The 23,198-nt window shown below is 71.2% G+C and carries 18 protein-coding genes and 1 pseudogene; 9 read left to right on the top strand and 10 right to left on the bottom strand.

Annotation, left to right across the window (positions count from 1 at the left end):
* Positions 1-98: 98 nt before the first annotated feature.
* From cydD to hisC, 4 genes are all read right to left on the bottom strand, one after another.
* Positions 99-3,686 (bottom strand): thiol reductant ABC exporter subunit CydD, encoded by a 3,588-nt coding sequence (gene cydD / locus ACQP17_RS18855; RefSeq protein ID WP_433857319.1) that lies wholly within the window; start codon positions 3,684-3,686, stop codon positions 99-101.
* Positions 3,687-3,725: 39 nt separating this feature from the next.
* Positions 3,726-4,730: a cytochrome d ubiquinol oxidase subunit II gene (gene cydB / locus ACQP17_RS18850; RefSeq protein WP_433857318.1), complete on the bottom strand. Its 1,005-nt coding sequence runs from the start codon at positions 4,728-4,730 to the stop codon at positions 3,726-3,728.
* Positions 4,731-4,739: 9 nt separating this feature from the next.
* A complete protein-coding gene (locus ACQP17_RS18845; RefSeq protein ID WP_433857317.1) occupies positions 4,740-6,248 on the bottom strand; it encodes a cytochrome ubiquinol oxidase subunit I in 1,509 nt (502 codons plus the stop codon).
* Between the two features lie 244 nt (positions 6,249-6,492).
* Positions 6,493-7,572 (bottom strand): histidinol-phosphate transaminase, encoded by a 1,080-nt coding sequence (gene hisC / locus ACQP17_RS18840; protein WP_433857316.1) that lies wholly within the window; start codon positions 7,570-7,572, stop codon positions 6,493-6,495.
* 393 nt (positions 7,573-7,965) lie between these two features.
* Here hisC and ACQP17_RS18835 point away from each other — a divergent pair, with 393 nt between their 5' ends.
* The 3 genes from ACQP17_RS18835 to ACQP17_RS18825 all read left to right on the top strand — a co-directional run bounded on the left by ACQP17_RS18835 (position 7,966) and on the right by ACQP17_RS18825 (position 11,541).
* Positions 7,966-9,066, top strand: coding sequence for a LacI family DNA-binding transcriptional regulator (locus ACQP17_RS18835; RefSeq protein WP_364873388.1), 1,101 nt, complete (start codon positions 7,966-7,968; stop codon positions 9,064-9,066).
* A 209-nt stretch (positions 9,067-9,275) separates the two neighbouring features.
* Positions 9,276-10,445 carry a metallophosphoesterase gene (locus ACQP17_RS18830; protein ID WP_433859940.1) on the top strand — a complete coding sequence of 390 codons (1,170 nt, stop codon included), beginning with the start codon at positions 9,276-9,278 and terminating at the stop codon, positions 10,443-10,445.
* 220 nt (positions 10,446-10,665) lie between these two features.
* Positions 10,666-11,541, top strand: a complete 876-nt coding sequence (locus ACQP17_RS18825; protein ID WP_433857315.1) for a hypothetical protein — start codon at positions 10,666-10,668, stop codon at positions 11,539-11,541.
* A 90-nt stretch (positions 11,542-11,631) separates the two neighbouring features.
* Here ACQP17_RS18825 and thiC read toward each other — a convergent pair whose 3' ends face one another.
* On the bottom strand, positions 11,632-13,419 hold the full coding sequence (gene thiC / locus ACQP17_RS18820; RefSeq protein ID WP_433857314.1) for a phosphomethylpyrimidine synthase ThiC: 1,788 nt from the start codon (positions 13,417-13,419) through the stop codon (positions 11,632-11,634).
* Between the two features lie 219 nt (positions 13,420-13,638).
* Between thiC and ACQP17_RS18815 the strand changes: the two genes are divergently transcribed.
* Positions 13,639-15,066 carry a YibE/F family protein gene (locus ACQP17_RS18815; RefSeq protein ID WP_433857313.1) on the top strand — a complete coding sequence of 476 codons (1,428 nt, stop codon included), beginning with the start codon at positions 13,639-13,641 and terminating at the stop codon, positions 15,064-15,066.
* Positions 15,067-15,319: 253 nt separating this feature from the next.
* On the opposite strand, the gene ACQP17_RS18810 is transcribed toward ACQP17_RS18815, so the two are convergent.
* The 4 genes from ACQP17_RS18810 to ACQP17_RS18795 all read right to left on the bottom strand — a co-directional run bounded on the left by ACQP17_RS18810 (position 15,320) and on the right by ACQP17_RS18795 (position 18,564).
* Positions 15,320-15,742, bottom strand: coding sequence for an SsgA family sporulation/cell division regulator (locus ACQP17_RS18810; protein ID WP_329148991.1), 423 nt, complete (start codon positions 15,740-15,742; stop codon positions 15,320-15,322).
* A 104-nt stretch (positions 15,743-15,846) separates the two neighbouring features.
* Positions 15,847-16,614, bottom strand: a complete 768-nt coding sequence (locus ACQP17_RS18805; RefSeq protein ID WP_433857312.1) for an IclR family transcriptional regulator — start codon at positions 16,612-16,614, stop codon at positions 15,847-15,849.
* A 1,165-nt stretch (positions 16,615-17,779) separates the two neighbouring features.
* Complete coding sequence (locus tag ACQP17_RS18800) at positions 17,780-18,004, bottom strand: DUF5326 family protein (RefSeq protein ID WP_189096778.1); 225 nt, start codon at positions 18,002-18,004, stop codon at positions 17,780-17,782.
* A 242-nt stretch (positions 18,005-18,246) separates the two neighbouring features.
* The gene (locus tag ACQP17_RS18795; protein ID WP_189096777.1) at positions 18,247-18,564 is read right to left on the bottom strand and encodes a cupin domain-containing protein; all 318 of its coding nucleotides are present in this window, start codon (positions 18,562-18,564) and stop codon (positions 18,247-18,249) included.
* 48 nt (positions 18,565-18,612) lie between these two features.
* Between ACQP17_RS18795 and ACQP17_RS18790 the strand changes: the two genes are divergently transcribed.
* The 5 genes and pseudogenes from ACQP17_RS18790 to ACQP17_RS18770 all read left to right on the top strand — a co-directional run bounded on the left by ACQP17_RS18790 (position 18,613) and on the right by ACQP17_RS18770 (position 22,150).
* Positions 18,613-18,990, top strand: coding sequence for a phage holin family protein (locus tag ACQP17_RS18790; protein WP_189096776.1), 378 nt, complete (start codon positions 18,613-18,615; stop codon positions 18,988-18,990).
* Between the two features lie 3 nt (positions 18,991-18,993).
* Entirely contained in the window at positions 18,994-19,623 is a 630-nt protein-coding gene (locus ACQP17_RS18785; protein WP_433857311.1) for a low molecular weight protein-tyrosine-phosphatase, read from the top strand.
* Entirely contained in the window at positions 19,620-20,747 is a 1,128-nt protein-coding gene (locus ACQP17_RS18780) for a cystathionine gamma-lyase (protein ID WP_433857310.1), read from the top strand. The genes ACQP17_RS18785 and ACQP17_RS18780 overlap by 4 nt, the downstream gene beginning before the upstream one ends.
* Before the next feature lie 313 nt (positions 20,748-21,060).
* Positions 21,061-21,622 (top strand): annotated as a pseudogene (locus tag ACQP17_RS18775) (LysR substrate-binding domain-containing protein); the annotation flags it as partial.
* Between the two features lie 48 nt (positions 21,623-21,670).
* Entirely contained in the window at positions 21,671-22,150 is a 480-nt protein-coding gene (locus ACQP17_RS18770; RefSeq protein WP_189096773.1) for an NUDIX domain-containing protein, read from the top strand.
* A gap of 24 nt (positions 22,151-22,174) precedes the next feature.
* Here the strand turns inward: ACQP17_RS18770 and ACQP17_RS18765 are convergent, their stop codons facing one another.
* Positions 22,175-23,152, bottom strand: a complete 978-nt coding sequence (locus tag ACQP17_RS18765) for a pyridoxamine 5'-phosphate oxidase family protein (protein WP_433857309.1) — start codon at positions 23,150-23,152, stop codon at positions 22,175-22,177.
* Positions 23,153-23,198 lie beyond the last annotated feature (46 nt).

Below are 23,198 nucleotides of genomic sequence, written 5' to 3'. Positions count from 1 at the left end.
GGGGTGGTGGTTCCGCAGTGGCTGCCATGTCATGAGCCTAATAACGGCTCTTTTCCGAGGAAAGTCCGCGTATGGGAGGAACGCCGCGGACCACGCCCCTACGCCACCGGCTGGGCCGCGCCGTAGGCCGCCTCCACGGCCCGCTCACGCTCCCACATGCGGCGGTACGGGCCGTCGGCCGCGGCCAGCGCGGCCGGGCTCCCGCTCTGCACGATCCGCCCGCCGTCCAGCACCAGCACCTCGTCGACGGCGTCGAGACCGGTGAGCCGGTGGGTGATCAGAACCGTCGTACGGCCCTCGGTCGCGGCCAGCAGATCGGCGGTCAGCGCGTCGGCGGTGGCCAGGTCGAGGTGCTCGGCGGGCTCGTCCAGGACGAGCACCGGGAAGTCCGCGAGCAGCGCACGGGCCAGCGCCAGTCGCTGCCGCTGGCCGCCGGACAGCCGGGCGCCGTGCTCACCGACCATGGTGTCCAGGCCGTCGGGCAGCCCGCGCACCCAGTCCGCGAGCCGCGCCCGGCCGAGCGCGTCCCACAGGTCCTGGTCGGCGCCGTCCGGCACCGAGCGGTCCCGGCGGGCGAGCCGGAGGTTCTCCCGCAGCGAGCTGTCGAAGAGGTGCGCGTCCTGCGCGCACAGCCCCACCAGCCGCCGGACCGCGTCACCGTCGAGTTCCCGGGCCGCGGTGCCGGCCAGTGTGTACGTCCCCGACTCCTGGTCCAGGAAGCGCAGCAGCACCTGCGCCAGTGTGGTCTTGCCGGAACCGGACGTGCCGACGACGGCGAGCCGGTGCCCGGCCCGCAGGGTGAAGCCGACCCCGTCCAGCGCCGGCCGGTCCTGCCCCGGGTAGCGCGCGGTCAGCCCCCGCACCACCAGCGGGAACGGCGTCGCGGGAGCGTCGGCCGGGACGGCCGGCTCGCGCACCGGCTCCGGGGCGTCCAGCACCTCGAAGACCCGCTCGGCGGCGTGCCGGGTGCGCCGGCGGTACTGCACCGCGAGCGGCAGCCCCGTGACCGCCTCGAACGCGGCGAGCGGGGTGAGCACGACGACCGCCAGCGCCACCCCCTCCAGCCGGCCGGCGTGCACGGCCTGGACCCCGGCGACCGCCGCCGCGGCCGTGGTCAGCCCGCACAGCAGCGCCGACAGCCCGGCACCGGTCCCGGCCACGGCGGCCGAGCTGGCGGCGAGCGCGGTCAGGTCCCGGTCCGCGCGCCGCACCGCCGCCGTACGGGCCGGGAGCGCGCCGGCCACCGTCAGCTCGGCGGTGCCGGTGAGCACCTCGACGACCCGGGTGGCGAGCCGTCCGCGGGCCGGCGCCAGCTGACGCTCCGCCCGCCGGGCCAGCGCGTCCGAGAGCAGCGGCACCCCGATGCCCGCGAGCAGCAGCCCGGCGGCGAGGATCGCCCCGGCCTGCGGCAGCAGCCAGCCGGTGAAGCCGATCGCGCCCGCACCGACCAGCACCGCCGCGCCGACCGGCAAAAGCCAGCGCAGGAAGTAGTCCTGTACCGCGTCGACGTCGGCCACCAGCCGCGACAGCAGATCGCCGCGCCGGCGCCCCGCGAGCCCGGCCGGCGCCAACCGCTCCAGCCGCTGGAAGACGGCCACGCGCACATCGGCGAGCATCCGGAACACCACGTCATGCGCGACCAGCCGCTCGGCGTACCGGAAGACCGCCCGCCCGATGCCGAACGCCCGGGTCGCGGTCACCGCCACCAGCAGATACAGCACCGGCGGCTGCTGCGCCGCACGCGAGATCAGCCAGCCGGACGTCGCCATCAGGCCCACCGCGCAGCCCAGCGCGAGGCTCCCCAGCAGCAGCGCCAGACCCAGCCGGGCCCGGCGGGCGCGGGCCGTCCCGCGCAGCCGGGCGAGCGGGCCGCCGCGGGCGGGCCCCGCCGTCTCCCGCTCCGGGACGCCGGTGTCGTCCGCCTCCCGCGGAGCGGGCACCGCCGCGGCCTCCGGGCGCGCTCCGGCACCGGTGTGCGGCCGCGGCTCCCCCGCGCCGGCCGGCTCGGTCCCCGCCGGGTCCGGGAGGCGCACCACCCGGTCCGCCACCGACAGCAGCGCCGGCCGGTGGACGACGAGCAGGACCGTACGGCCGGCCGCGAGCCGGCGGACCGCGGCCACGACCGCCTCCTCAGTGGCGCCGTCCAGATTCGCGGTGGGCTCGTCCAGCAGCAGGATCGGGCGGTCGGCGAGGAAGGCGCGGGCGAGTGCGAGGCGCTGGCGCTGCCCGGCGGAGAGCCCGGCACCGGACTCGCCGAGCCTGCCGGCCGTCCCGTCCGGAAGGGCGTCGACGAAGTCCAGCGCACCCGCGTCGGCCAGGGCCGCGCGCACCGCCGCCTCGTCCGCGTCCGGCCGCGCCAGCCGTACGTTCTCGGCGATGCTGCCGGCGAACAGGTGCGGCTGCTGCGGCACCCAGGCGATCCGCTGCCGCCAGCTCTCGGGGTCCAGGGACGCGATGTCCCGCCCGTCGACGAGGGCCCGTCCCGCGGCCGGTGCGGTGAAGCCCAGCAGCACGCTCAGCAGCGTGGACTTGCCGGCGCCGGAGGGCCCCACCAGCGCGACGGTCTCCCCGGGCCGGACCTCGAACGAGGTGGCGGGGAGCGAGTCGGCGGTGCGCCCGGGGTGGCGGACGACCAGGTTCTCGACGGCCAGTGCGGTGCCCTCGGGCGCGGGCGCGGTGCCGGGTACGGGCAGCGGTGTCTCCAGTACCGCGAAGATCTCCTCCGCGGCCGCCAGCCCCTCGGCCGCGGCGTGGTACTGCGCGCCGACCTGCCGCAGCGGCAGATAGGCCTCGGGGGCCAGCACCAGCACCATCAGGCCGGTGTAGAGGTCGAGTTCGCCCTTCACCAGGCGCATCCCGATGCCGACCGCGACCAGCGCGACGGAGATCGTGGCGAGGAGTTCCAGGGCGAAGGAGGAGAGGAAGGCGATCCGCAGGGTGCGCAGCGTGGCCCGGCGGTAGGTGCCGGTGATCTCCCGGATGGCGGCGGCCTGGGCCTTGGCCCGCCCGAAGACCTTGAGGGTGGGCAGCCCCTCCACGACGTCCAGGAAGTGGCCCGACAGCCGGGCGAGCAGCCGCCACTGACGGTCCATCCGCGACTGGGTGGCCCAGCCGATCAGAACCATGAACAGCGGGATCAGCGGCAGGGTGAGCACGATGGTGACGGCCGAGACCCAGTCGCCGGTGACGATCCGGGCGAGCACCGCGACCGGGACGACGACCGCCAGCCCCAGCTGCGGCAGATAGCGCGCGAAGTAGTCGTCCAGGGCGTCGATGCCGCGGGTGGCGAGGGTGGTGAGGGCGCCGGTGCGCCACGCCGCCTCGTCCGGCGCTCCCTCGGACGTGGCCGGGCGCCGGTCGGGACCGAGCTTCGCCGCCCGCTCGATCAGCCGCATCCGCAGCTCGGACTTGACCGCCGCACCGGCGCGGTGGGCAGCCAGCTCGGTGAGCCAGGAGACCAGCCCGCGGCCGACGGAGACGGCGGCGAGCAGGACCAGCGGTGTGGTCAGGCCGCCGGGGCCGAGGCCGTGCTGGAAGGCGCCCACCACGATCTCGGCGATCAGCATCGCCTGGCCGACGACCAGGCCCGCTCCGGCGAGCCCGAGCACCACCACCGCGACGAGGAAGCCACGGGTGGCGCGGGCGTAACGGAGCAGGCGCGGGTCGACGGGTTTCACGTGAAACATTCCCTCCTGCCGGAGCCGCCCCGAGGGGCGGCCGGCCGGCTAGTGGGCATCGGCGGCGAGGTGCTGGGTGCCGATGCGCTTGCGGAAGACCCAGTACGTCCACCCCTGGTAGAGCATCACGAGGGGCGCGGCGAACCCGGCGCCCCAGGTCATGATCTTCAGGGTGTACGGGCTGGACGAGGCGTTGCCGACCGTCAGGCTCCAGCTCTCGTTCAGCGTGGAGGGCATGACGTTCGGGAACAGCGTCAGGAACAGCATCGCGACGGCGGCCACGATCGTGACGCCGGAGAACACGAAGGCCCAGCCCTCACGCCCCAGCCGGGTGGCGACCAGCGCCGCGACCAGCGCGGCCACCGCGACCACCAGGACGACCAGGCTCGCGCCGTCGCCCTTGTCGGCCTGCGTCCAACCCAGGAACCCGGTCACCAGCACCACGGCGATCAGCCCGACGGCGGTCGCCGTGCGGCGCGCCCGCTCCCGGATGTCACCGACGGTCTTGAGCGAGGCGAACACCGCACCGTGGAAGGTGAACAGCGTCAGCGTGACCAGCCCGCCGAGGAGCGCGTAGGGGTGGAAGAGGTCGAGCAGGCCGCCCACGTACTCCTTGTGGGCATTGATCTTCACGCCGTGCACGATGTTGCCGAAGATGACGCCCCACAGCACCGCGGGCAGCAGCGAGGTCCAGAAGATCGTGTGCTCCCAGTTGCGCTGCCAGCGCTCCTCGGGCCGCTTGACGCGGTACTCGAAGGCGACACCGCGCAGGATCAGACAGACGAGGATCAACAGCACCGGCAGGTAGAACCCGGAGAACAGGGTGGCGTACCAGTCGGGGAACGCCGCGAAGGTGCCCCCGGCCGCACTGAGCAGCCAGACCTCGTTGCCGTCCCAGACCGGCCCGATGGTGTTGATCAGTACGCGCCGCTCGCGCCGGTCGCGGGCGAGGAGCTTGGTGAGGACGCCGATCCCGAAGTCGAACCCTTCGAGGAAGAAGTACCCGACCCAGAGGAAGGCGATGAGGACGAACCAGACGTCGTGGAGTTGCACGGTCGCCTCCTAGTACGAGAAGGCCATCGGCCGGTCGGCGTCCGTGCTGTCGCCGCCGATCCTGGTGGGCGGGTTGAGGTCGGAGTCGGAGAGCTCCTGCGGGCCGGCCTTGATGTACTTCACCAGCAGCTTGACCTCGACCACGGCGAGGACCGCGTACAGCGTGGTGAAGACGATCATCGAGGTGAGCACCTCGCCCTGCGAGACGCCGGGGGACACCGCGTCGGAGGTGCGCAGCACGCCGTAGACGGCCCAGGGCTGGCGGCCCATCTCGGTGAAGATCCAGCCCCACGAGTTGGCGATCAGCGGGAAGCCGAGGGTGACGAAGGCGAGCGACCAGTACGCCTTGCTCAGCCGGGCGCCGAGTTCCTTGTTCTTGGTGAGCGCGAGCCGGGGTGGCTCCTCGTCCCCCGTCCGCAGCCCCGGCGAGAGCCAGAACTTCTTCCGGGTGAGCCAGAGGCCGGCGAGCCCGATGGCGAACGACGACATCCCGAAGCCGATCATCCAGCGGAAGCCCCAGTAGGCGACCGGGATGTTGGGCCGGTAGTCACCGGGCCCGAACTTCTGCTGCTCGGACTTGTTGACGTCGTTGATGCCGGGCACCGGCGAGGAGAAGTCGCTGTGCGCCAGGAAGGAGAGCAGGCCGGGGATCTCGATGGCCACGTCGTTGTGGCCCTTTTCGACATCGCCGTACGCGAAGACCGAGAACGGCGCCGGCTCCTCCTTGTCCCACAGCGCCTCGGCGGCGGCCATCTTCATCGGCTGCTGCTGGAACATGACCTTGCCGAGCGAGTCACCGCTGATCGCGGTCAGCACGCCGGCGATCACGAGGGTGACCAGCCCGAGCCGCAGCGAGGTGCGCATGACCTTGACGTGCTTCTTGCGCATCAGGTGGAAGGCGGCGATGCCGACCATGAAGGCGGCGCCCGTCAAGAAGGCCGCGGTCAGCGTGTGGAAGGCCACGACCAGGGTGGTGTCCTGGGTCAGCACCTTCCAGAAGTCGGTCAGCTCGGCACGTCCGGTGGCGGCGTTGTACTTGTAGCCGACCGGGTGCTGCATCCAGGAGTTCGCCGCCAGGATGAAGTACGCCGACAGGATCGTGCCGATCGAGACCATCCACATGCAGAAGCAGTGGATCTTCTTGGGCAGCTTGTCCCAGCCGAAGATCCACAGTCCGATGAAGGTGGACTCGAAGAAGAAGGCGATCAGCGCCTCGAGGGCCAGCGGGGCACCGAAGACGTCACCGACGAACCGCGAGTAGTCGGACCAGTTCATTCCGAACTGGAACTCCTGGACGATGCCGGTGACGACGCCCATCGCGATGTTGATCAGAAACAGCTTGCCCCAGAACTTGGTGGCTTTGAGGTACTTCTCCTTCGCCGTGCGCACCCATGCGGTCTCGAGTCCGGCCACCAGGGCGGCGAGGGAGATCGTCAAGGGGACGAACAGGAAGTGGTAGACGGTCGTGATGCCGAATTGCCATCGCGCCAGTGTCTCTGGCGCCAACGCCAGCTCCACGTCGCTTCCTCCTTACGTCACCGTTGCACTGCGCCAGTGCCCCTTTTGCGCCACATAAAGCGGCACATACCGGGGCGCGCTTGTGAACGCGTTCACATTCACAAATGATTATCCCCCACCGCCTTTCAGCCATTCCTCTGGGGGGTGCGTGACCGCGGTCACGCTCGAATCCATGGCGCGGGCGCAAAAACGCCGAGGCCGCGGGTCACGGGACCCACGGCCTCGGCGGCGCTCGTACGACGGCCTACAACGCCTTGCGGAAGCCCTCCGCGGCCTCCAGGAACAGATCCATCGCCGGGCTCTCCCCGATCGTCACCCGCACGCCCTCGCCGGGGAACGGCCGGACCACCACGCCGGCCCGCTCACAGGCCGCCGCGAAGTCGGCGGTGCGCTCGCCCAGCCGCAGCCAGACGAAATTGGCCTGCGTCTCGGCGACCGTCCAGCCCTGCCCGAGGAGCCCCTCGACCACCCGCGTCCGCTCGGCCACCAGCGCGTCGACCCGCTCCAGCAGGGCCGCCTCGCTGCGCAGCGAGGCCACCGCCGCCTCCTGCGCGAGCTGGCTCACACCGAACGGCACCGCCGTCTTGCGCAGCGCGGCGGCCACCGGCTCGTGCGCCACCGCGAAGCCGACCCGCAGCCCCGCCAGGCCGTACGCCTTGGAGAAGGTGCGCAGCACACACACATTGGGGCGGTCCCGGTAGAGGTCGAGGCCGTCCGGCACCTCGGGGTCGCGCACGAATTCGCAGTAGGCCTCGTCCAGCACCACCAGCACATCGCTCGGCACCCGGTCCAGGAAGGACTCCAGCTCCGCGCGGCGCACCACGGTGCCGGTGGGGTTGTTGGGGTTGCAGACGAAGATCAGCCGGGTCCGCTCGGTGATCGCCGCGAGCATGGCCTCCAGGTCGTGCACCTCGTCGGAGTCCAGCGGGACCTGCACCGGGGTGGCGCCGGAGACCTGGGTGACGATCGGGTACGCCTCGAACGACCGCCAGGCGTAGATCACTTCATCACCGGGCCCGGCCGTCGACTGGACCAGCTGCTGGGCCACGCCCACCGAACCGGTGCCGGTCGCCAGGTGCTCCACCGGCACCGAGAACCGCTCGGACAGCTCCGCCATCAGACCCGTGCAGGCCATGTCCGGGTAGCGGTTGAAGGCCCCGGCGGCACTCACCGCGCTCTCCAGGACGCCGGGCAGCGGCGGATAGGGGTTCTCGTTGGAGGACAGCTTGTAGGTGACCGCTCCACCGGCAGCCGCCGGCCGGCCCGGCTTATACGTGGGGATGCCGTCCAGCGCCGTACGCAGCTTCGGGGTCTTCTCGCTCACCGCAGGTCCTCCTCAACCGTCCCGCTCGTCTCCAATACTGCACACCTTATGAGGATTAACCCGTTCGGTGGCAGCCCCGGACCGCCTCGGGCACCCCGACGGCCCCGCCCGGCCGGCCCGCGCGACCCCGTCGAAGGGCGCTGCCCGATCCGGTGCGCGCCGGTGGCTCGCGCCGTGGCGCGCATCCCCCGTCAAGGTGACTTGAGGCCACTTCGCGACCTGAACCGACGGGCAGGTGAAGCTGCCGAATCTCCCCCGGAATCATCCCTTCCCCACCCAACTACCTGCGAATCAAGGTGACTTGGTGGGCCTTCGCCATGCAGAAACGTGTCTTTCCGAAGCCGTCACCCAAGCCGCGTGAAGGGCGCTCACGAGCCCTACTATCGGCTCGCCATGACAGCAGCAGGGAAGCACCAGGTGAGCCGGTCGACCGGTCGCCGGCTGGGGCGGGCGGGCATCCGGGACGTGGCCGCCGCAGCCGGTGTGTCGATCACGACCGTCTCCGACGCGCTCAACGGCAAGGGCCGGCTTCCGGATGCCACCCGTAGCCATGTCCGCGAGGTGGCCGACCGGCTGGGCTACCGCCCGTCCGCAGCCGCCCGCACCCTCCGTACCGGCAAGTCGGGCCTCCTCGGCCTGACCGTGACCACGTACGGGGATGAACCTTTCACCTTCACCGAATTCGCCTACTTCGCGGAGATGGCGAGAGCCGCCACCTCCGCCGCCCTGGCCCGCGGCTATGCGCTGGTCATCCTCCCCGCGACCTCCCGCCACGACGTGTGGTCCAACGTCGCCCTGGACGGCACCGTCGTCATCGACCCCGCCGACGGCGACCCCGTCGTCACCGAGCTGGTCCGGCACGGCATCCCCGTCGTCTCCGACGGCCGGCCCGGCGGCGCGCTGCCGGTCACCGGCTGGGTCGACAACGATCACGAGGCGGCCGTCCTCGGCCTGCTCGACCATCTCGCCGACGCCGGCGCCCGCCGCATCGGCCTGCTCACCGGCAACACCACCGACACCTACACACGACTGTCGACCACCGCCTATCTGCACTGGTGCGAGCGGGTCGGCCAGGACCCGGTGTACGAGTCCTACCCGGCGCACGACCCGTGCGCGGGCGCGGTGGCCGCCGACCGGCTGCTGGCCCGCCCGGACCGCCCGGACGCGGTCTACGGGCTCTTCGACCCCAACGGCACGGACCTGCTCGCCGCCGCCCGCCGCTACGGGCTGCGGGTCCCGGAGGACCTGCTGCTGGTGTGCTGCAGCGAGTCCACCCTCTACGCGGCCACCGAGCCGCCCGTCACCACGCTGTCCCTCAAGCCGCGCCGCATCGGCACCGCCGTCGTCCAGATCCTCATCGACGCCATCGAGGGGCTCGACACCGGCCGGCCGATCGAACAGGTCATACCGACCGACCTGATCATCCGGGCCTCGTCCCAGCGGCGCTCGCCCCGAACGACCGTCAGTCCACCCCGGGGACCCACCGGCGATTGATCTTGCTCGCACATACGGAGGACCGCACGCTCACTTCAACAGGGAAAAAACCGGGTGATCCCGGGAGAAATCAGCCGCGAATGCCGGGCTCCGGAGGATTGACCACCCCCGGGTGCGTCACAACCCGCTACCGGCATTCCTATGATGGGCGCACGACACCGCGGACCGCCGTCGACCAGGCAAAGGTCCGAGAGGTGCACGGCGGCGCGATGGTGGAGGGGTCGATGACTCAGGGGGCCGGTCAGGGACCCATGGTGTGGACCATGGCGGGAGAAGCTCCGGCGTCGGTACCGCCGCCCGGAGTGCCCTCCGGCATGACCGCCGGGTCCCCCGTGCCGCCTGCCGGCCCACCGGTCCCGCTGCCCGCAGGCGCCCCGGCCGCACCGCCCGCCGCACCCCCCGTGGTGCCGCCCGCCGCGCCGCCGGCCGACCTCCCCGAGGAGTACACGCCGACCGCGCGTGACCTGCCGGTCATCGAGCCCGGCCGGACGGACACCCTGATCGACCGGCCGTCCGTCGTCCCCGTCCCGGAACCGGCTCCGGACCCCGACGCGCCCGACGGCATGGGCCCGTTGTACGTCGTCGGCGATGTGCACGGCTACTACGACGAGCTGCGCGAGGCGCTGGCCGCCGAGGGCCTGATCGACGCCGACGGCAGCTGGGCGGCCGGCAACGCCCGGCTCTGGTTCCTCGGCGACTTCACCGACCGCGGCCCGGACGGCATCGGCGTCATCGACCTCGTGATGCAGCTCTCCGCCGAAGCCGCGGCCGCCGGCGGCTACTGCAAGGCCCTGATGGGCAATCACGAACTGCTGCTGCTGGGCGCCAAGCGGTTCGGCGACACCCCCGTGCAGTCCGGTGCCGGCACCGCCTCCTTCCAGGCCGCCTGGCTCCTCAACGGCGGCCAGAAGACCGACATGGACCGCCTGGAGGACCACCACCTCCAGTGGATGGCCCGGCTGGACGCCGTGATGGAGGAGGACGGGCATCTGCTCGTGCACTCCGACACCACCGCCTACCTCGACTACGGCGACTCCATCGAGGCCGTCAACGACACCGTGCACGAGGTGCTGACGCGCAGCGAGGCGGACGAAGTCTGGGACCTGTTCCGGAAGTTCACCAAGCGCTTCGCCTTCCGCGACGAGTCCGGCTCCGATGCCGTGCGCGAACTCCTCGACGCCTACGGCGGCGACCGCGTCGTCCACGGCCACAGCCCGATCCCGTATCTGCTGGGCGAAGTCGGGGCGGAGGACGGCGAGAGCGAGAGCGTCGCGGTCGAGGGTCCGCATGTCTACGCCGATGGTCTGGCCATCGCCATGGACGGCGGTATCACGATGGCCGGGAAGCTACTGGTCGTTCAACTTCCTTTGGCCGGCTGAGCGTCAGCGGTTCAACCGGACAGCTGTCCGGAGGGCAGGGGACCGGGTGCCCTCTACCGGCGTGAACCGGTCGCGGCGTTACTCAAATTCCGCAAACTCTCTGTCACGCCGTGCCGGAGTAGCTCTACCATCGGACTATCCGTAGCAGGCTCTCCTCCGTTTCTGCCCACCACCCGGCCCACGCCGGCCGTACGGCCCTACGGAGCATCGGGGGATCCATATGAACAGCGCTCCGCACCTGCTGAACGAGGACCGCGCGGAATTCGCGCGGATCCTCGATGAGGCGCTGCGCACCGCCGAATACCGCCCGGACGACCTCACCGGTGGCGCGGGACAGCAGCTCGGCACCGAGCAGTTGCGCGCGATGGCGCTCAGCGCCACCACCGCCATCGCCGCCTGCGCCACGGCCGAATACCAGCGCTATGTGCACCTGCGCGCCGAGGTGCGCGCGCCGGCACGCGCACCGTCCCCGTCCACTGCGGTCGGCGAGGAGCCGGCCGGGGGCGCCGACGAGGGTGCAGAACCGGCCACTCTCGACGAGGCGGAGGCCACCGGCGCCGGACTGACCGCCATGATCGCCGTGCTCGCCCCCGTCCTCGCCGGCATCGCCGCCGTCCTCTTCCTCCTCATCGGCTATGTGCTGAGCGCCATCAGCCCCGACAAGTCCCTGGCCCGGCCGCTGATCAGCGTCGGCTGGATCTTCGCGGCGCTGACCGCGGTGGGCACCCTCGTCGCGATGGGCGGTCTGCTCCTGACGGCGCTGCGCAACGGTCCGTCCGCCCAGGCCGCCAGAGCCGAGGACCTGAGCGAAGAACTGCACCTGGCCCACGAGGCCTGGCGCGGCGCCCTCCTGGAGCGCGGCCTGCTGCCGTTTCTCCGTGAGGCCCTCGCCGACCGCGCGGCCCGGCCGGACGACGCCCCCGCCCGCTCCCTCCCGCGCCGCACCGCCGCACCCGAGAGCCGCATCCCGACCCTCGGCTACTCCCGCCCGGAGTTCTCCAGCCCCGACAGCCCTTCCGCCGGCTCCCGTCCGCGCTACTCCAGCCCGGACTTCACCAGCCCGGATCACGGCGGACCGGACCACCCGCCGGAGTGAGCTGGACGGGCTGCGCCGCACGAGAACGGAGCGCTGTCCCGGCGGGAGCACGGCGGCTCCCACCGGGACAGCGCGAAGGACGGGCCCCGGTCAGTCGGCCAGCGGCAGGTACACCCGGTTCCCCGCGGCGGCGAACTCCTTGGACTTCTCCAGCATCCCCGCCTCGACCTCCTCGGGCGTCGCGTCCGGCTCCCCGCCGAACTGCTCGGTGATGCTGCGGCTGATCTTCATCGAGCAGAACTTCGGCCCGCACATGGAGCAGAAGTGGGCCGTCTTCGCCGGCTCCGCGGGCAGCGTCGCGTCGTGGAAGGCGCGGGCGGTGTCCGGGTCGAGGGCCAGGTTGAACTGGTCCTCCCAGCGGAACTCGAAGCGGGCGTCGGAGAGCGCGTCGTCCCAATCCTGGGCGCCCGGGTGGCCCTTGGCGAGGTCCGCCGCATGCGCCGCGATCTTGTACGTGATCACGCCGGTCTTGACGTCGTCACGGTCCGGCAGGCCCAGGTGCTCCTTGGGCGTGACGTAACAGAGCATCGCGGTGCCCCACCAGGCGATCATCGCGGCGCCGATGCCGGAGGTGATGTGGTCGTAGGCGGGCGCGATATCGGTGGTCAGCGGGCCGAGCGTGTAGAACGGGGCCTCTTCGCAGATCTCCTGCTGGAGGTCGATGTTCTCCTTGATCTTGTGCATCGGGACGTGTCCCGGGCCCTCGATCATGGTCTGCACGCCGTGCCGCTTGGCGACGGTGTTCAGCTCGCCGAGCGTCCGCAGCTCCGCGAACTGCGCCTCGTCGTTGGCGTCCGCGATGGAGCCGGGGCGCAGGCCGTCACCGAGCGAGTAGGTGACGTCGTAGGAGGCGAGGATCTCGCAGAGCTCCTCGAAGTGCGTGTAGAGGAACGACTCCTCGTGGTGCGCCAGGCACCAGGCCGCCATGATCGAGCCGCCACGGGAGACGATGCCGGTCTTGCGGCGGGCCGTGAGCGGGACGTACCGGAGGAGCACACCGGCGTGCACCGTCATGTAGTCGACGCCCTGTTCGGCCTGCTCGATGACGGTGTCCTTGTAGATCTCCCAGGTCAGCTCCTCGGCCTTGCCGTCGACCTTCTCCAGCGCCTGGTAGAGGGGGACGGTGCCGATGGGGACGGGGGAGTTGCGCAGCACCCACTCGCGGGTGGTGTGGATGTTGCGGCCGGTGGACAGGTCCATGACCGTGTCGGCGCCCCAGCGGGTCGCCCAGGTCATCTTCTCCACCTCCTCCTCGATGGAGGAAGTCACCGCCGAGTTGCCGATGTTGGCGTTCACCTTGACCAGGAAGTTCTTGCCGATGATCATCGGCTCGATCTCCGGGTGGTTGATGTTCGCCGGCAGCACCGCGCGCCCGGCCGCGATCTCGTCGCGCACGAACTCGGGGGCGACGTTCTCGCGGACGGCGACGTACTCCATCTCCGCGGTGATCTCGCCGCGCCGCGCGTAGGCGAGCTGGGTGACCGCGGCGCCGTCGCGGCCGCGGCGCGGCTGGCGGGGGCGGCCGGGGAAGACCGCGTCGAGGTTCTTGAGGCCGCCGCGCGGCGAGGTGTGCTTGAGGCCGTCGTCCTCCGGCCGCAGGGGGCGGCCCGCGTACTCCTCGGTGTCGCCCCGGCCGATGATCCAGTTTTCCCGCAGCGGTGCCAGGCCGCGGCGGACGTCGGTTTCGATATGGGGATCGGTGTACGGCCCTGACGTGTCGTAGAGCGTCACGTCCTTGCCGTTGGTGAGGTGCACCCGCCGCACCGGAACCCGAAGGTCCGGACGCGATCCGGAAACATAGCCCTTGTGCCAGCCGATCAGCGGCTCGTTGCCGTCGCCGGCACCGTTTTCGGGCGTGCGTGCATCCTGCAGAGTCATCAGACCCAACTCCCTACGCCGGCATTACCCGGTAACAGGTTCGGCGGTCGACGCAGCGGCTTCCGTGGGTCCGGCGCCGGTTACGTGCCGGCGGTCCCGCGGAGGTCAGCGCCCTCTCAGCCCGGTGCTCCGAGCTCCCGCGATTGCAAAGGTGGCTCCACGGTAGCGGCCGTTCCGCCGTGGTGAACAGGGGGCCCGGACTCTTGCAATGATCGGGCCGTGCCTCCTGTCGAGTCCCACCACCACTCCGCCCCGCACGCCCACAGCCATGGCCACGGCCCCGCAGCACCCGTCTCACGGCACCTGCGCAAGGTCATCGCGGCGGTGCTGATCCCCTTCGCGGCCGCGGTGGCCGTGGGGCTGCTCGTGCTCTGGCCCGGCGGCGCACCACCCCACAAGCCGTCCGGCGTCGGCTTCGACCAGCCCACCGAGCGGGCCAGAGTGACCAAGGTGGCGGAGGTGAACTGCGCGGACGTCCACGCCGAGCAGCAGCCCCAGCCGCCGTCACCGGGCGGTCAGCCGCCGGCCGGGGGAGCGTCGGCCAGGGGCAAGCCCTGCCAGCAGGCGACGATCGAGGTCACCACGGGGGAGAACGCCGGGCGCACCTTCCGGACGGTGGTGACGCCGGACGCCCTGCGCCACTACACCGCCGGCCAGGACGTGGTGGTGGCCTACTCCCCCAAGGCGCCGAAGGAGTTGCAGTACTCGGTCAGTGATGTGGACCGCTCGCTTCCGATGTGGGTGCTGGCGGCGGTCTTCGCCCTCGCGGTGGTGCTCGTCGGCCGGCTGCGCGGCATCCTCGCGCTGGTGGCCCTCGCGGCCAGCTTCGTGGTCCTGACGCTGTTCATCCTCCCGGCGATCCTCCAGGGCTCCGATCCGCTGGTGGTGGCGGTGGTCGGGGGCAGCGCGATCATGCTGATCGCGCTGTATCTGTGCCACGGGCTGACGGCGCGCACGTCGGTGGCCGTGCTCGGCACCCTGGCGTCCCTGCTGCTGATCGGGCTGCTCGGGTCGGTGTTCATCAACTGGGCGCTGCTGACCGGCAATACGGACGACACCACCGGGCTGGTGCACGGCCTCTACCCGGACATCGAGATCCGCGGTCTGCTGCTCGCGGGAATCATCATCGGGTCGCTCGGCGTGCTCGACGATGTGACGGTCACGCAGACCGCCGCGGTCTGGGAGCTCAAGGAGGCGGACCCGTCGGCCGGCTGGCGCAAGCTGTACGGCGCGGCGATGCGGATCGGCCGGGACCACATCGCGTCCGTCGTCAACACGCTGGTGCTGGCCTACGCGGGCGCGGCGCTGCCGTTGCTTTTGCTGTTCTCGATCGCACAGAGCAGCGTCGGCACGGTCGCCACGAGCGAAGTGGTCGCGGAGGAGGTCGTCCGCACGCTGGTGGGCAGCATCGGGCTGGTCGCGGCGGTACCGCTGACGACGCTGCTGGCGGCGCTGGTGGTCTCGGCGGACCGGAAGGAGCGAGGCGGTCCCCCGGGGACCGGCGGGCCGGGAGCGGGAGGCGGGGCGGAAGCCGGTACGGGAGCTGGTGCGGGCCTCGCGGGGCCGGACGGCGCCGGTGGGCCGATGGCCGCCACGGTCGGGCGGCAGCGACGGCACGGGGGGCACGGAAGGCGCCGCAAGCGGTGAGGGGTGGGGGCGTTGTGCGGGGTGCGGCGGGGCGCGAGGGACGGCGGGCGCGGGGCGCGTTCGGACACGGCCGGGGGCGAAGGGCGCGAGGGACGGGTGACGGGTGACGGGTGGGGACGCCCGACGGGGATGGTGCGGGGCGCGGCGGCGTGCGGTGAGCAGGCGGGTACGCGGGATCACCTGCGTACCCGCTGGCGTCGGCGTGGACGGTCGGTGCGGGACGGGACTTACGGGTGGGCACGCGGGGACGGCGTCAGCCCGCCGGCGCCTCGGTGAGGATCCGGTCCAGCACGGCCTCCAGGGTGTCGCAGACCTCTTCCTTGCCGAGCGGCACGAGGCGGTCCGTGCGGTCCAGGAAGGCCACCAGCGGCGCCGCGCTCACCCGGAACAGCGCACGCTCCGAACCGACTTGAAGGCTGATGAAGACATCGCTGAGGTGCTCGGGGGAGGCCGGCTCGATGCGCACATCGCCCTCACCGGACGGCCGGCTCAGCCCGTCCAGCAGCAACTCCCGGCCGAACGCCCAGGTCACAGGTGCATCGCCGGGCAGGTCGAAGGTGAGGCGGACGGCGTAGGGATCGGCGCTGGCGAAGTCCAGCTCCACCGGGATCCGGAACGCAAGCTCATCCGAGACGACGAAGCTCATGATCACTTCTGCCTGAACTGTGTCGGTCATCAACCACTGCCCCGCACTTGATCGGAGATGGCCGGGAAACATCCCCCGTAGCCCTATTGGCGCCATCGTCTGCCAGGTGCCAGCAGATCACAAGGAGTGAGTTTTCAGATACTGATAGAGAAGGCGAGTGTCGTTAGTGTTGCCTCCGCCATTTTTCGTAGTCGGTCCGTAACGGACCGCAATCGATGCAGTTCGTCCGCGGGCAGAGAAATCGCCAGCGCCGCGGAAGCCGCCCCGACCTGAATGGGGATGGCTGCGCACACCGTGCCAAGGGCATATTCCTGCCGCTCATAAGCCACTTGACCGCGACGCACTGTATCCAAACGATGCAGCAAATCGTCCTCAGTTCGCACGGAAAAGGGTGTTATCGACTGGACGGGATAGCGCGCGAGATGCTCCTTCCTTGATGCCTCGTCAAGCTGCGCGAGCAGGCACTGTCCAATCGCATGGGCGTGGGCGGTGGTGCGGAAATCGACCCACTCCTCTACGGGCGGCCGCTCCGGGTCGTCGGTCACCGCGACCACTTCAACTTCACCCTCACGGTAGACAGCGAAGTAGACGGCGGCGCCCAATTCGCGGCCGGCCACCGCCAGGGCGTCGGAGATCCGCGCCCGCTGCCGGCACCCCGCCCCGGCCCGGCCGATGGCCTCGGCAGCCGCACCGAGCACGAACACACCGTGCTCGCGGTGCAGATAGCCCTCGTACGTCAGGGTCCGCAGCAGGTGGTAGGTCGTCGGCAGCGGCAGACCGGCCTCCCTGGCGAGCTGCTTGGCGGGCGCGCCGCCGGGATGGGCGCCCACCGCCTCCAGCAGCCGGAGCGCCCGCTGCACCGATCCGATCAAGGTGGGATGAGAGACGGATTCGCCATTCACGAGTGACAACGCCTACCCCCAGATCCGCTCGCGGTGGGGCACGGGGGCCCGGTCGCGGGACACACGCCCGCCACCGCGCGCGTCTCCCGGGCCCCCGCGTGCCGGTCGGACCGGTCTCGCTTCACTCGGAATGTCCCGGAATGCCACCATCCGGAAGACGCCTGCGAGCCGCACTCTAACTCGGCCGATCCAGGCCGTAAGCGGAAATTCGGGGAGTCACCCGGCCTGGTCCCCGTGTGGACGCGAGCGGGCGGGATTGATTCGACATCGAAATCGATTGCACCACCCTTGGGCGATTTGAGACGCGACCGATCGGCCGGTTTCGGGGACGGTGGGGTGGAGTTGGCGGGTGGGGCGGGGGTGAGTTGTTGGGGGGCGAGCGTGGTGGGGGTGAGACGACGCCAGGGAGGTGGCCCGGGAGGTGGTCCGAGAAGTGGTGCCCGGGAGGTGGTGTCCTGGAGGTGGTCCGTGGGGGCTCGTGGGCCGGTATCCGTGCGCCCTTGTTGGTTGGGCGGGTTGGCGGGTTGGCGCCGGATGGTGGTGGCCGTGGGGCGATCCCATTGGCTCGGTACGTGTGCCCCACTGACGATCAGCTGGTGCCCGTGGGCCGTTGCTCTTAGCCCGGTACCCGTGAGGCGGCGTCTTTGGCTGTGGCCCCGAGCCGGTGTACGTGGGCTAGTTCCTTCCGGCGGCCGGGTGCCGGGTGCCGGTCCCGTCAGCTGTCTTCGGCCCGTATGCCGGTGGTGGCGAGTTGTGGGCCCGGGCCGTTACCGGGCGATACCGACGACCGGCGTGGGCTCATACCGATGCCCGGCCGTGCCTCTCCCGGGGGCTCCGGCGGGGCATCAGCCGCGACGCGTCAGCCGCATGGGCACCGCGCCGCCGGGCCCTCGAGGCCCGCGGAGTGCTCGTACCCCGACGCCCGGCCCGCTGCGTGCCACCACGCGACCACCACGCGGCGCCGGGCCCGTCACCCGCCTCTGACGCCAGACGTACGCCAGGGCCCCCGACGACGCCACACCCACGAGCACCGCCCTGGTGAGCTGAGGAACGGCCCGCGCGGGCGTCCGGGGCCGGCCGGGTGGGGCCGGGTGCGGTGCGCGGGCCGTTCCTCAGAGCGGGAGTCGGGGCGGCCGGCAATGCCGGGCCGCCTCGGTCCGTTCGCCTACCAGTCGCTCTTCGACGAGGACGAGGACGAGCCGGTGAACCTGCGCACCAGGTAGATGGCCCCGGCGATCAGCGCCGCCGCTATGAGGACCTTGAACAGCAGGCCGATCAGAAACCCGAGCGCGGCAGTGATCAGACCGCCGAAGACGACGATCAGGATGACGGGCACCACGACCCAGGTGACCCACCAAGGAAGCCCTGCGAATATCCCCTTACCAGCCACTGCTCTGCCCCGCTTTCCGTCTGTCGCGCTGTCGCTGTGTGCACCGCGCTATCTGTCCGTTGCGTTGTCTGCCTGCTGCGCCGTCTGTCGCGCCGAAGGGCACGTTCCGTGTGCCGCGTGTCCGCCGCCACACCCGTCCGATTCCTTCTCCCATGATGCTAGGACGCCGGCCGCCGCCGTGGGGGCCGCGCAGCCCCCACCCTCCCCTGACCCGTCCCCTACGGGGACCCGGGGCCCGTCCCTTAGCTCTCAGGAGGAGAGAAGACCACCATCACCCGGAGGTCCTCGCTGATGTGGTGGAACTTGTGTGGCACCCCGGCCGGGACGAAGACCACACTGCCGCGGGCCACCGACTCCGTCTCCGTGCCGACGGTGATCGCCGCACGGCCGCTGACCACGAGATACACCTCGTCCTGGGCGTGCGGCTGCTGCGGATCGGTGCCACCCGCGTCCAGTGCGTACAGGCCGACCGACATGGTGCGTTCCCGGACAAACTGCAGATATGCACCGTCGTTCGCGGCCCGCTCCGCCTCCAGCTCATCCAGTCGGAAAGCCTTCATGCCGTTCGCACCCCTCGATAGTTCAGACTCGTCTGCGACGATCTCACCATGAAGCATTTTCTGGTCAAGACGATCGCCAACGCCGCGGCGCTTGCCGTGGCCATCTGGCTGCTCAAGGACATCACGCTCACCGGTGAGAACACCGGCCGCAAAATACTCACCCTGATCCTGGTCGCGCTGATCTTCGGGCTGGTCAATTTCATCGTCAAGCCCGTGGTGAAGTTGCTCTCCTTCCCCTTGTTCATCCTCACCCTCGGCTTGATCACGCTGGTCGTGAATGCCCTCATGCTGTTGCTCACGTCCTGGCTCGCCGGCAAGGCCGACCTCGCCTTCCATGTGGGCGGCTTCTGGACGGCACTGCTCGGCGGCGTGATCATTTCCATCGTGGCCTGGGCGATGCACGTGGTACTTCCCGACGAGGACTGACCTTTGAACGCCCCCTTCCGCATCTGCTTCGTCTGCACCGGCAATATCTGCCGGTCGCCGATGGCGGAGTCCGTGGTCCGCGCCCACCTCGCGGAGGACGGACTCGACGGCCTGGTCGAGGTCGACAGCGCGGGCACCGGCAGCTGGCACGAGGGCGACGGAGCCGACCCGCGCACGGTCGCCGTACTGCGCACGGGCGGCTACCCGTATGCCCACACCGCCCGGCAGTTCCACGCCTCGTGGTTCGACCACCTCGACCTGGTCATCGCGCTCGACTCCGGCCATCTGCGCGAGCTGCGCGGCCTGGCCCCCACCGAGCAGGACGCCGCCAAGGTCCGCCTGCTGCGCTCGTACGAGAAGGGCGCGGCGGCGGCCGCCGGCCCGGGTCGGCTCCCCGGCTCCCGGTCCGGCTCCGGCTTCACGGATGACCTGGACGTCCCCGATCCGTACTACGGCGGATTCGACGGCTTCGAGGAGTGCCTGGAGATGATCGAGTCCGCGAGCGAGGGCCTGCTGGCGGCGGTCCGGGACGCGCTCGCGGACCGCGGTGTGGTCGCGGCCCGCCCGCCCGAGCACGACAGCTCGCCCGGCCTCCGGGGGCCGAACCGGCCGCGGAACAAGGAGCACACATGACAGGCGACGGCACCCGCGTCGTACGGGCCGGGCTCCCGGAGCCCGAGGCGTACGAGCCGGCTCTCCCCGGGCCGGTGTTCGCGGCGCACTACCACCTCCCCGGCGACGCCGTCGGCCCGTATACGTACGGGCGTGATGCCAACCCGACCTGGACCCGACTGGAACAGGCCATCGGAGAGCTCGAATCACCGGAGGAACCCGCCTATACCGTGGCATTCGCCTCCGGGATGGCGGCGATCGCCGCCGTTCTCTTCTCCCACCTGCGCACCGGTGACGCCGTGGTGTTCCCCAGCGACGGCTACCAGTTGCTGCCGGCTGTCCGGACGCGGCTGGAGAGCTACGGCATCGAGGTCCGTACGGCGCCGACGGCTCTCGATGCTCAGCTCGACGCCTTGGACGGCGCCGGGCTGCTGTGGATCGAGACACCCTCCAACCCCGGCCTCGATGTATGCGACATCCGGCGGCTGTCCGATGAGGCCCACCGTCACGGCGTGCTGGTCGCCGTCGACAACACCCTGGCCACCCCGCTCGGCCAGCGACCGCTGGATCTCGGCGCGGACTTCTCCGTGGCCAGCGGCACCAAGGCGCTGACCGGTCATGGCGATGTGCTGCTGGGGTACGTCAGCACCCGCGATGCCGCGTTGGCCGATGCCGTGCGGCTGTGGCGCAAGACCGTGGGCGCGATCCCCGGCCCGATGGAGAGCTGGCTCGCGCATCGCTCGCTCGCCACTCTGGCGCTGCGCGTCCGCCAGCAGTCACAGAACGCGCTGGCGCTGGCCGCAGCGCTGGCCGGCCGCCCCGAGGTCACCGGCCTCCGGCACCCCGGGCTGCCGTCCGACCCGTCCCACCCGCTCGCCGTCCGGCAGATGCGCCCGGGCCGCTTCGGCTCCGTGGTGAGCTTCGTGCTGCCCGACAAGGCCTACGCGGAACGGTTCCTGGCGGCCCTGACCCTGGTCGACGACGCGACGAGCTTCGGCGGCGTGCGGTCCAGCGCAGAGCGCCGGGCGCGTTGGGGCGGTGACGCGGTGCCGGAAGGCTTCATCCGCTTCTCCGTCGGCGTCGAGGAGGCGGAGGACCTACTCGCGGATGTCACCCGCGCACTGGACGCGGCCGCGCAGAGCTGACCCGCTCACACCGCCACGAGCTGCGCAAAGGCACACCGCTTACGGGGACGACTCGAACAATAGGCGTGAACCTGCGGTCCAGCGCGCGGGAAAGGACATGGGAAGACTGGCGGGGTATCCCCGCTCGTCACCCTGCCGGCCTGCGGGCCACGTGGGTTAGAGCCCAAGCGTTTCACGTGAAACCAACGGTTTCACGTGAAACGACCGCTCGAACAAGGCTAGTTGACTGTGCGTCAGTGCCCCATCACCCTGGCGACACCACCCTATCGACAGGTTGTGGTTGGCCTGCGACCAGGCTTCCGAGGGGCGCGGGAGGTACGCGCCGCATCTCGACGCGCTCACCGAGATCACCGAAGCCGGCCTGGACCGGGACTCCGTCACCCGCACCCTGCATCTCGCCAGGCCCCCGGAGTTCCTCGCCGAGCGGGCGCTCCGCGCGCTGACCCCGCTGTGCGACGAGGAGCACGTACTGATCGCCGCACCGCTCTGGGCGGACCAGCTGGGCGGACCTGCGGTACTCAAGGGCGGGCGCGCGGGCGCTGGATCCCCTACCGCTCGTCGAGGTCCACGAGAACCTGCCGCTGATCGCCCGCTACTGGTCCGCGGCCTTCGACGCCAAGCCCGCCGCCTCCGCCACCATGATCGCCGCCGATCTCCGGGTGGTGCTGTCCGGTGTGGCGGCCGGGGCGGGGGTCGCCCTGCTACCCCGCTCTCCGTGCGCCGATGCGCTCGACCGCGGTGAGGGCATCGCCCTGCTCGACCCGCCGGTGCCTCCGCTGCGGACCTATTTCCTGGTCGCACGGACCGGGACGCTCGGGCTGCCGCATATCGCGCGGGCGCAGGAATGGCTGCTGCGGGCCGCCGTCGCCTGGTGAACGAGAGGCCTGGGTTTCACCGGGCCCCGACTGCGGCATCTGTCCCCTATGAACGTACGGCCAGTCGTCAAACGCACCGCCCGCGCGATTCTGCTCGACGGCGCGGACCTCGTTCTGATCAAACGCACCAAGCCGGGCCGGGCGCCGTACTGGATCACCCCGGGCGGCGGGGTCGAGCCCGAGGACGCCACGGTGGTCGAGGCCCTCCACCGGGAGCTGGACGAGGAACTGGGCGCGAAGATCAAGGACGTGGTGCCGGTCTTCGTCGACACCGTCGAGCACTTCAGCGACGGCGGCGTGGACGGCGTGAAGGTGCAGCACTTCTTCGTCTGCCGGCTCGACTCCATGGATCTCTCCCGCCGGCACGGCCCCGAGGTCGACGAGCCCTGCGGGGACTACGAGATCGTGCGGGTGCCCTTCACCCGCGTCGGCATCGCCTCCGTCGAGGTCGTACCGCTGTCGCTGCGGCACTACCTGGACGGCAATATCGAGGGCGTGCGGGCCATGCACGCCCCCGACCTGGGCTGACGGCGCCACGACGCGGGCGGTGGCTCAGGCGTCGCGGCGGTCGAACCATCCACGGAACCCGGGCTCGTCCTCCACGGGCCGCCGGGGCCGGGCCCGGGCGAGCACCCGCTCGACCCGGTCGAGGAACTCCGCGTTCAGCTCCTCGACGTAGTCCTCGCGGCCGGCCACCCGGGGACCGGCACCGGTCGCCGGACCGGCCCGCGCGACCCGGGACGTGGCGGCCACCGGGCCGCTGCCGTGCACCGGAGCCGTCTCCATGGGCGCCGCTTCCTGGGGAACGGCATCCTGCCTGGCCGTTTCCCGGTAGGCGGGGTCCGCGATGTCCTCGTGCAGGCCGCCCCGCAGTTGTTCGTTGCCGTGCGCCGCACGGCGGAAGGGCTGCCGCTCACCCGCCTCGGCCGCCGCACCGAAGAAGTCGCCGCCCTTGCGCTTGACGTCATCGGTGCCCCAGGCCCGCGCCCCGCGGCCCTGCGCCGGGACCTTCTGCAGAGGCGGGATGTGTTTGGCGCAGTGGATGTAGGCCTCCTCGACCTCGACCGTGACCCACAACTGGGCGCGCCGGCCGGGGATCGGATCGACCGGGAGATCGGTGCAGCGCGCCCGCATCTCCTCGTCCATGACGACCCGGGCACGCCCGTTGATGTGCAGTCCGATGCGATCGCGGGTGAAGTCGATCATCAGGATGCCCAGGCGCGGGTTCTCCGAGATGTTGCCGATGGACGCCATGACACCGTTGCCACGGTATTCCGGGTACGCCAGCGTCCGGTCGCCCAGCACCTGGATGAAGCCGGGCGGGCCGGCCCGGAACGTCGAATCGCACTCGCCGTGGCGATCCGCCGTGGCCAGGAAGAACATCTCCTGCCGGGCCACGAACTCCTGCATACGGACGTTGAGATGGTCCAGTACCTGGTCCCCGTAGAAGCGGTCGGCGCGCTCGGTGGTGCCGAGCCGCTGCTGCACCAAGTGTTCGCCGTCGCTTCCGGGGCGTTCCTGCTGCGCCATGCCCCATCACTCCCCTGTCGGACCGGATACTCGCCCTGTGCCCCGC

It is taken from the genome of Streptomyces kronopolitis (assembly GCF_050953795.1).
GTDB classification, from domain to species: Bacteria; Actinomycetota; Actinomycetes; order Streptomycetales; family Streptomycetaceae; genus Streptomyces; species Streptomyces kronopolitis_A.
This window is presented reverse-complemented; position numbering and strand designations above follow the sequence as displayed.

Excerpts from the sequence above, each read along its gene's own strand:
- cydD (WP_433857319.1), bottom strand. The coding sequence starts at position 3,686 with ATGTTTCACGTGAAACCCGTCGACCCGCGCCTGCTCCGTTACGCCCGC.
- ACQP17_RS18835 (WP_364873388.1), top strand. The coding sequence starts at position 7,966 with ATGACAGCAGCAGGGAAGCACCAGGTGAGCCGGTCGACCGGTCGCCGG.
- ACQP17_RS18830 (WP_433859940.1), top strand. The coding sequence starts at position 9,276 with ATGGTGGAGGGGTCGATGACTCAGGGGGCCGGTCAGGGACCCATGGTG.
- ACQP17_RS18825 (WP_433857315.1), top strand. The coding sequence starts at position 10,666 with ATGAACAGCGCTCCGCACCTGCTGAACGAGGACCGCGCGGAATTCGCG.
- thiC (WP_433857314.1), bottom strand. The coding sequence starts at position 13,419 with ATGACTCTGCAGGATGCACGCACGCCCGAAAACGGTGCCGGCGACGGC.
- ACQP17_RS18810 (WP_329148991.1), bottom strand. The coding sequence starts at position 15,742 with ATGACCGACACAGTTCAGGCAGAAGTGATCATGAGCTTCGTCGTCTCG.
- ACQP17_RS18795 (WP_189096777.1), bottom strand. The coding sequence starts at position 18,564 with ATGAAGGCTTTCCGACTGGATGAGCTGGAGGCGGAGCGGGCCGCGAAC.
- ACQP17_RS18790 (WP_189096776.1), top strand. The coding sequence starts at position 18,613 with ATGAAGCATTTTCTGGTCAAGACGATCGCCAACGCCGCGGCGCTTGCC.
- ACQP17_RS18780 (WP_433857310.1), top strand. The coding sequence starts at position 19,620 with ATGACAGGCGACGGCACCCGCGTCGTACGGGCCGGGCTCCCGGAGCCC.
- ACQP17_RS18770 (WP_189096773.1), top strand. The coding sequence starts at position 21,671 with ATGAACGTACGGCCAGTCGTCAAACGCACCGCCCGCGCGATTCTGCTC.
- ACQP17_RS18765 (WP_433857309.1), bottom strand. The coding sequence starts at position 23,152 with ATGGCGCAGCAGGAACGCCCCGGAAGCGACGGCGAACACTTGGTGCAG.